General features: G+C 67.9%; 9 protein-coding genes. 6 read left to right on the top strand and 3 right to left on the bottom strand.

Going from position 1 to position 8,059, the window contains the following annotated elements; genetic code table 11:
• Positions 1 to 222: 222 nt before the first annotated feature.
• Positions 223 to 630, top strand: coding sequence for a four-helix bundle copper-binding protein (locus L0H79_RS18690; RefSeq protein WP_301486153.1), 408 nt, complete (start codon positions 223 to 225; stop codon positions 628 to 630).
• A 1-nt stretch (position 631) separates the two neighbouring features.
• The gene (locus tag L0H79_RS18685) at positions 632 to 1,243 is read left to right on the top strand and encodes a DUF305 domain-containing protein (RefSeq protein ID WP_301486152.1); all 612 of its coding nucleotides are present in this window, start codon (positions 632 to 634) and stop codon (positions 1,241 to 1,243) included.
• Positions 1,244 to 1,421: 178 nt separating this feature from the next.
• On the opposite strand, the gene L0H79_RS18680 is transcribed toward L0H79_RS18685, so the two are convergent.
• A complete protein-coding gene (locus tag L0H79_RS18680; RefSeq protein ID WP_301486151.1) occupies positions 1,422 to 2,291 on the bottom strand; it encodes a F510_1955 family glycosylhydrolase in 870 nt (289 codons plus the stop codon).
• 293 nt (positions 2,292 to 2,584) lie between these two features.
• Between L0H79_RS18680 and L0H79_RS18675 the strand changes: the two genes are divergently transcribed.
• The gene (locus tag L0H79_RS18675) at positions 2,585 to 3,790 is read left to right on the top strand and encodes a beta-propeller fold lactonase family protein (RefSeq protein WP_301486150.1); all 1,206 of its coding nucleotides are present in this window, start codon (positions 2,585 to 2,587) and stop codon (positions 3,788 to 3,790) included.
• A gap of 63 nt (positions 3,791 to 3,853) precedes the next feature.
• Here the strand turns inward: L0H79_RS18675 and L0H79_RS18670 are convergent, their stop codons facing one another.
• Positions 3,854 to 4,999: a cell wall metabolism sensor histidine kinase WalK gene (locus tag L0H79_RS18670; RefSeq protein WP_301486149.1), complete on the bottom strand. Its 1,146-nt coding sequence runs from the start codon at positions 4,997 to 4,999 to the stop codon at positions 3,854 to 3,856.
• Between the two features lie 4 nt (positions 5,000 to 5,003).
• Positions 5,004 to 5,741 carry a response regulator transcription factor gene (locus L0H79_RS18665; RefSeq protein ID WP_301486148.1) on the bottom strand — a complete coding sequence of 246 codons (738 nt, stop codon included), beginning with the start codon at positions 5,739 to 5,741 and terminating at the stop codon, positions 5,004 to 5,006.
• 154 nt (positions 5,742 to 5,895) lie between these two features.
• Between L0H79_RS18665 and L0H79_RS18660 the strand changes: the two genes are divergently transcribed.
• From L0H79_RS18660 to L0H79_RS18650, 3 genes are all read left to right on the top strand, one after another.
• Complete coding sequence (locus L0H79_RS18660; protein WP_301486147.1) at positions 5,896 to 6,144, top strand: SHOCT domain-containing protein; 249 nt, start codon at positions 5,896 to 5,898, stop codon at positions 6,142 to 6,144.
• A gap of 59 nt (positions 6,145 to 6,203) precedes the next feature.
• A complete protein-coding gene (locus L0H79_RS18655) occupies positions 6,204 to 7,688 on the top strand; it encodes a multicopper oxidase family protein (RefSeq protein ID WP_301486146.1) in 1,485 nt (494 codons plus the stop codon).
• A 155-nt stretch (positions 7,689 to 7,843) separates the two neighbouring features.
• On the top strand, positions 7,844 to 8,059 hold a 216-nt coding region (locus L0H79_RS18650; protein ID WP_301486145.1), incomplete at its 3' end, for a heavy-metal-associated domain-containing protein.

The following is an 8,059-nucleotide window of genomic DNA, read 5'->3' as shown; positions in this document are numbered from 1 at the left end:
GGTGAGCATGTCCCGCACATGCAGATACAGCTAAAGGCGCCGTAATCGCGCTCTGCGGTTATCAGCGCCGGCACGGGCGAAGATGAAGATTTGCTGAAGATTGCTGCGGTCTCTCCTTTCCGGCGCGACAAAGTGGGCCACCCGGGTATGCGGTCAAGGGCGGGCGACGCTTCCAAGTGCCGAGCACGCGGTTCGGCGCCGTCGTCCAGGTGAGGAGGCGAGATGCACACCATTGAGGGAATGCTGGAGGCCTACCCGAAGGATCTCGGTGACGTCGACCGGGGCAAGCTAGCAGCCTGCATCCAAGCGTGCTACGAGTGTTCGCAGACGTGCACGGCGTGTGCCGATGCGTGTCTGAGCGAGGACATGGTCGCCGAGCTTGTCAAGTGCGTAAGGACCAATCTGGACTGCGCGGACATCTGTGCCACGACCGGAGCGGTGCTCTCGCGACACACGGGGTATGACGCGAACGTGACTCGAGCGGTGCTGGAAGCCTGCGCCCAGGCGTGCAAGGCGTGCGGCGACGAGTGTGAGCGCCACGCGTCGATGCACGAGCACTGCAAGGTCTGTGCCGAGTCCTGTCGACGGTGTGAGCAGGCCTGCCGGGACTTGCTTGGAGCGCTCGGGTGAGGTGGCGGAGCTCATGGTGAAAGGACTGGCTGCTGCCCACAAACGAATCGCCGGAGCTGGCGTACTTGCAGCGCTACTGCTGGTCTTGACGGCCTTCGTGGCGCCGTCCGCCCGAGCCGAGGCTCCGGCCATCGATCCCAAGGCCGCGGCCTTCGAGGTCGACTTCCTGACCGACATGATCGATCACCATCATATGGCTGTGATGATGGCCGAATCGTGTGTCGAGAAGGCGACCCACGAGGAGCTAGCTGCGACGTGCGAGTCGATCGTGCAGACCCAGTCGCAGGAGATCATGCAGATGCAGGCATGGTTGGCCGACTGGTACGGGGTGAGCCACGAACCCGAGATGACGACCGGCGATATGAGGTCGATGGCGCGCTTGGACCGGCTCACCGGCGAGGACTATGAGATCGCTTTCATGCGTTCGATGATCCGTCACCATTGGTCTGCCATCCGGGAGGCTGAGGAGTGCTTGTCCAAGGCGGAGCACCCCGAGCTGCTCGCGCTGTGCGAGTCCATCCGCAAGACCCAGCTCGAGGAGATCGCCACCATGCAGATGTGGCTCGAGGAGTGGTATGACCGCTCGGGGGGCCGCCCGGCAGGGACCGCCTGACCGAGCGGACGTCCCGTGCCTCGGGGCCCATCACAGCCGACGGTTGACCGCCAGCTCCTTTGGTTCAGGCTGACGGCGTGTACCCGGTGCCGCCCGAGGCGGCGCCGGGACACGCGGGCCGTCATGATGAACGGGGAGGCCGGGCCGGGTCAAGAGCCTTGACAGGGTGGACGGATCTTCACCCCAGGCGCTCGGTTGTCGCTCCACCGTCGGTCGAGCGGAGCACGTCCGTGCCTACGACGAAGAGCGCCTCTGCCTTCCCGTCGCTCGTGCTGGCCCCCAACGCGGTCACCTCGCCGACCTCCTTGGTCCCAGCCGTCCAGGACTGACCGGCGTCCCGGCTGAGGTGGAGGCGACGGTCTACCCCGGCGCCCACGATGGTGTTGTCGTCGGCCCAGGCGACGAGGCCGAGGAGCGCGGGCGGGGTGAGCGGTTTCCACGTTGCGCCTCGATCGCCGGAGGCGAGCAGGCCCTGCTCTGTCGCGGCGAGGACCACGCCGCTGGTTGGTGAAGCCGCGAGGCTGTGCGGCGCGGCGGGGATGGCGAGATCCGACCACGTGGTCTGGTCCTCGGTCAGTCGCAGGGTCCCGTCGAAGCCGATGACGAAGTCCGGCCCGGCGGCGAGGGCGTGGAAGTCGGACTCCCCGCCGCGAGACAGGACGGTCCACGTCCGTCCCTGATCGGTGGATCGCACCAGCCCTGCCGGTTGAGGCAGATTGAGCGCCGGCCCGGGATGGCCGCTGCCGAGGTAGCTGCCGTCGGGCGCGATGGCGAAGCCCATGAGGTCGAGCACCGGGCCGCCGCCGGTCCAGCCATCCTGCTCGAGGCCGTACAGGCCCTGGTGCGTGGCGATGACGACTTTCCCCGTTCTGGGGTCGCGCGTAATCCCGTGAATGTGTGTGATCGCCATGGCGGCGCCGTCGTCGTCGTGACCGGGCGCACCGGAAGAGCGCGAGGAGCATGCCGAGGCCACCAATCCGGAGGCCACGACGAGGCCTGCGGACAGGGCCGTCCTGCGGCTGACGTGACGCTGGCGAGCGTTCTTCACGGGGGACCTCTCCTATAAAGTTCAATGGTTTCGGCTGAGGGCGCCACCACGGCACAGTCGCGGCCCGTCTCCAGTATGGATTGCTCCGGTATTCCTTCCGCCACCAGCCTGTCCACGTCGGGTCCATGCCTGCGTGTGCCGCAAGGCGGCCCAAACGGGACCGGTGATGGAGGATCTCGAACTTCAGGAAACCTTGACCGGATCGTCGTCGTACGTTCGGTGGACGTGTCACAGGGTTGCGAGTCATATCGGTCCGTCAGCAGCGGCGGGCCACGAGCACCAAGGAGAACCCTATGAACGACGACCCGGCTCGCCCGAGTGCCACGCCAGTCGACGGCGACGGGCGCCGCCGATGGGCGAAGAGCTTGCGCGTCGTGCTCCCCGTGCTCGCCCTTGCCGTCGGGGGAGGCGGAGTTTTCGCGGCCGTCGGCCGCGGCGGTGACGATGTATCGACCTCGGAAGGCCATCCGGGCGCCGAACGCGTGGCTGCGGCGGCGGCGCACGGTGGCATGGTGACCGGGACGGTGTGGGTGGCCAACGAGGACGGAGCGAGCCTGAGTGCGATCGATGCGGCCACCAACAGGGTCGTCACCACCGTCAAGGGCGTCGAGGGCCCGGACAACGTGCAGGTCTCGCCGGACGGTCGCAGTGTCTGGGCTGTCAGCGGCCATGACTCCATGGCGGTCATGCTCGACGCGGGAAGCCTTGCCTTGCATGGCGCCGTGCCGACCGGGGCCGCGCCGGCGCACGTCGTCGTCACCCCGGATGGGAAGACGACGTACACCACCAACGGCGCGGACGGCACGGTGACAGCCATCGACTCCACCACGATGAAGCTGGTCGCCACCATCCCGGTCGGTGCTGGACCACACGGCCTGCGTCCGAGCCCGGACGGCCGATGGGTGTTCGTGGCGAACGTGTCCGGGAGCACGCTGAGTGTCATCGACACGGCCGCCAACACCAAGGTCGGGGACATCGAGGTCGGCAAGGCCCCTGCCCAGGTCGCGTTCTCGCCCGACGGGAGGTTCGTCTACGCGTCGGTCAACGCCGAGGACGCGGTCGTCAAGGTCGACGTGGCGACGCGCAAGGTTGTGGGCCGGGTCGCCGTGGGGGACGGGCCGATCCAGACCTACGTCAGTCCGGACAGCCGCTACGTCCTGGCCGCCAACCAGGGCACGAAGGACCGGCCCGGGACGACGGTGTCCCTGATCGACACGACGACCTTCACCGTGGCGCGGACCGTCGAGACGGGCCAAGGGGCCCACGGCGTCGTCGTGGACCCCTCGAGCCGGCACGCCTACGTGACGAACCTCTACGGCAACGACGTCGCCGTCCTCGACCTCACGGAGCTGCGCGTCGTCGCCCGTATCCCGGTCGGTGAGAAGCCGAACGGGATCAGCTACTCGGCCGTGACGGTACGGGCGCAGTCCCCGGTCACCATCCAGATGCCCGAGGGCCAGGAAACCGAAGCGGACGGGCACGGAGGCGACGGCCACTGACCCCCACGGATCGTATGCCGCGTGCCCGAGCACGCGGCATACAACCGTTGCGACCTGGCCCGGTCAGTGCTCCGCGCGCGGTCGGGACGAGGACGCGAGCGGGCTCCGCGGGGACACCGGTAAGGCGACCGTGAAGGTCGCTCCGCGCCCAGACCCGTCGCTCGAGGCGGTCAGGCCGCCACCATGGGCGTCGACGATCGCGCGGCTGATGGTCAGGCCGATGCCGGAGCCGCCGCGGTCACGGTCCCTGGCGGTGTCCCCGCGGTAGAACCGTTCGAAGACATGAGCCAGCTGATGGGGCGGGATCCCTTCGCCGGTGTCGGCGATGACGATCTCGACCTCGTTCGAGGTCTGGCGGGCGAAGAGCCGGACTGAACCGCCTTCCGGGGTGTGGCGCAGGGCGTTGCCGAGCAGGTTGTCGAGAACCTGGCCCATTCTTCGGCGGTCCACAAAGACGGCGACCCCTGGTGCGCTCTCTGCCTCGGCCACGAGGTTAACCCCGCGTCTGGTGAATGCCTCGCGTTGCGTTTGGCTCGCGGACCAGACGAGCTCGCCGACGGGAACGACGTCCTTCTCGAGAGCCATTCGGCCCTCCTGGGCGCGAGAGACGTCATCGATGTCCTCGCTGAGGCGGGCCAGTCGGTCGGTCTGCTCCGTCATGATCCGGTCGGTGCGCTCGTCCCACGGAGTCACTCCGTCTCGGAGCCCTTCGCAGCAGAGCTTGAGGGTGGTGATCGGGGTCCTCAGTTCGTGAGCGAGGTCGGACAGCAGCCGCCGACGGGTGTCCTCTGTCTGTTCCAGCTGCCCGGCCATCAGGTTGAACGCGCCCCCCAGCGCGTTGAGCTCGGTGCCGGAGCCGGACTCCGGCACGCGCGTCGCCAAGTGCCCACGGGACAGCTCTCTGGCCGCATCGGTGAGCACGACCAGCGGGGCCTGGAGTCTGCGGGTGACGTACCACGTCACCGCGGCCGCACACACCAGCGCGATGATCAGGGCCACCCCGAGAGAGACGACGGACGCGTCCCGGTAGGCCTGCTCGATGTGGACCAGCTCGGGGGAGTCGTCGGAATGCCCGGATTCCAGCAGGTGCTGGTGGAACAGGGGCGGGCCGACGAAGAGCGCGACCAGACCAGCGGTGAGGATGCTCGCCACCAGCACCAGGACCTGGGCCAGCATCAGCCGCGAGGCCAGCCCCTTGGGCTTTACCATCCCTTCACCCCCTGCCCATGCGGTAGCCGAGCCCGCGAACCGTCTCGATGTAGCTGGCTGAATTGGCGTCGTCGCCGAGCTTGCGTCGGATGTGTCCGATGTGCACGTCGACGATGTGGTCGTCGCCCACCCAGCCCGTGTCCCACACCTCGTCGACGATCTGACGCCGGGTGAAGGCGAACTTCGGCCGCGCCGAGAGCGCGTCGAGGATGTCGAACTCGGTTCGGGTGAGGGAGACGGGTTCGCCCGCCAGAGTCACCTCCCGGCGGGCGGAGTCGATGGTGAGTTCGCCGAACACACGCGGTGGCTCCTCGGTCACCCGCTGTCGAGGCTCCTGGCCAGCACGCCGCGGACGACGAAGGACCGCCTGGACCCGAGCCACGAGCTCACGCGCACTGAATGGCTTGGTGATGTAGTCGTCCGCGCCCACCGACAGACCCACCACCCGCGACATCTCATCGCCACGGGCGGTGAGCATGAGGATGTAGCAGTCCGAGAAGGTCCGGACCTGACGACACACCTCCACCCCATCCAGCCCGGGCAGGCCCAGGTCAAGGATGATGACGTCGGGATCGAGCTGCCTGGCCAACGCAACAGCCTCATGGCCGGTGTAGGCCTCTGAGACGGCGTAGCCGGCGCTGCCGACGTAGGTGCTCACCATCTGGGCGATGTCACGTTCGTCGTCGACGACCAGGACGCAGGCGTCAGCCGGCGTCGACGAACCAGTTTTCGGCGTATCCATTCGTCTAGTCTCGCCTGCGCCCGAGTGTGGTTCACCCGTCCGCCCCTCTCGGAGGCCGATCTTCTTCAAACCTTCATGGGACCTCGTGGATAGGCAAACACTCGCGAGTCACAGTGAGTTCCAAGACCTGAGAGCACACGAGAAAGGAAGGGCCATGGGGCACTGGATGGGCTACGAGATGGTTTGGTGGATGTGGGTCCTGATGATCGTTGGCACCGTGGGCCTGTGGGCACTCGTCGTCGTGGTCGTCCGGGCGATGTTCCAGGGCAAGGCGCCCGAGACGCAGTCGTCTCCACGGGCCAGCTCTGACCCGGTCCGGCTGCTCGACGACCGGCTCGCCCGGGGCGATATCAACTCCGACGAGTACCAGCGCGCCCGGAACCTACTCACCGGCGCGCACTGACGCCGCCATCCCCAAGGCGGCCGACCGAACGAGCCGCCAGACCACCATCGGAAGGAAGCATGCAACACCTCACTCGACGCAGCCTGGTCCTTGGCGGACTCGGCATCGCCGGAGCGGGCGCCCTCGGGGCCTGCTCCGGCTCCCAACCGAGCACCACAGCGAAGGCCTTCGGAACCCCGACGCCCTTGGCGACCACGCCAGGCCAGCGCGTCACGACGGCCAACCTGGTCGCCAAGCAAACGACGCTGGATCTCGGCGGACCCAAGGTGGCGACGTGGACCTACGGCGACACGGCCCCCGGCCCACTGATCCGCGCCACGGCGGGCGACCTCGTCCGGGTGACCTTGGACAACCAGCTGCCCGCCGACACCACCATCCACTGGCACGGCATCGCCCTGGCCAACGCCGCCGATGGGGTCCCCGGGATGACGCAGGACCCGATCAAGCCGGGCACCCGCTACACGTACCAGTTCGTCGCCCCGGACCCGGGCACGTACTTCTACCACCCGCACGTCGGCGTCCAGCTCGACCGCGGACTCTATGCCGCCCTGGTCGTGGACGACCCGCGGGAGCCAGGCGCCTACGACCACGAGTACGTCGTCGTGCTCGACGACTGGGTGGACGGCACGGGCCGCACCCCCGATGACGTCCTCAAGGAGCTCGTCGCCAAGGGAGGCTCGGCCACCTCAGGCGGCATGGGTGGAATGGGCGGCATGGACCACGGCTCGATGGGGATGGGCTCGGGCACCGCGCCGTTCGGCGACGCCGGCGACGTCGTCTACCCGCACTACCTGATCAACGGACGAGTCCCCGCGACCCCGGATGTCCTGGAGGCCAAGCCCGGCCAGAAGGTCCGGCTTCGGGTCATCAACGCCGCATCCGACACCATCTTCACCGTCGCGTTGGGCAGCCACCGGATGACCGTCACCCACAGCGACGGGTTCCCCGTGCTGCCCACCGAGACGGGAGCCTTCTACATCGGCATGGGGGAGCGGTACGACGCCGTCGTGACCCTGCAGGACGGCGTCTTCCCCCTGGTCGCCGCGCCGTTCGGGAAACAGGGCCAGGCGATGGCTCTCATCCGCACCGGTTCCGGCAGCGCCCCCGCCGCCACGACCCGCCCGGCCGAACTCGCTGGCCCGGTCCTGCACGGTTCCGCGCTCGCTGCGGCGGAGTCGGCGCGACTGGCGAAGAAGGACATTGACGCCACCGCCTCGGTGCAGCTCAACGGGCAGATGGCGCCCTACCAGTGGGGCATCAACGGCGGAAAGTTCGGCGAGAACGACCCGATCATGTTCAGCAAGGGCCAACGGGTCCGACTGGATCTGGCGAACATGACGATGATGACCCACCCGTTCCACATCCACGGCCACACCTTCGGGCTTGTCAACAGTGGCCTGCGCAAGGACACCGTGCTCCTGCGCCCCATGGAGACGATCGCCGTCGAGCTGCAGGCCGACAACGCTGGCGACTGGGCCGCCCACTGCCACAACATCTACCACGCCGAGGCCGGGATGATGATCGCCATGATCTATCGGGCCTGACAGGATCACCCCCTGCTGGCCCCTCCACCGGAGGTGCAGGTCGCCCTTCCCCGCCTGCACCTCCGGTGCCCTTCAGGGCCGACGGGGTCGGGAAGCAACCCCCACATGGCCGAGTTGCGTATGTACCGCTACCCGGTATGCGAAAGGCGGATGTCGTGAGCGTCAAGACTGTCCTTCATGTTGGTGGCCTGCACTGGGCCACTTCTGAATCCGGTATCGAGAAGGCTCTGAAGCGCAGACCCGGAGTCGCTGCCGTCACGGCAAACGCCGTGGCCCAGACCGCGACGGTCGAGTACGACCCGGACCGAACGAGCATCGATGAGCTGGCCGGCTGGGTGCGCCAGTGCGGCTTCCACTGCGCCGGCGAGTCA

The sequence above is a fragment of the Intrasporangium sp. genome, from assembly GCF_030452765.1.
Classification (GTDB): Bacteria; Actinomycetota; Actinomycetes; order Actinomycetales; family Dermatophilaceae; genus Intrasporangium_A.
Note: the sequence above shows the minus strand (reverse complement) of the source record. Positions and strands in the feature narration are given on the sequence as shown.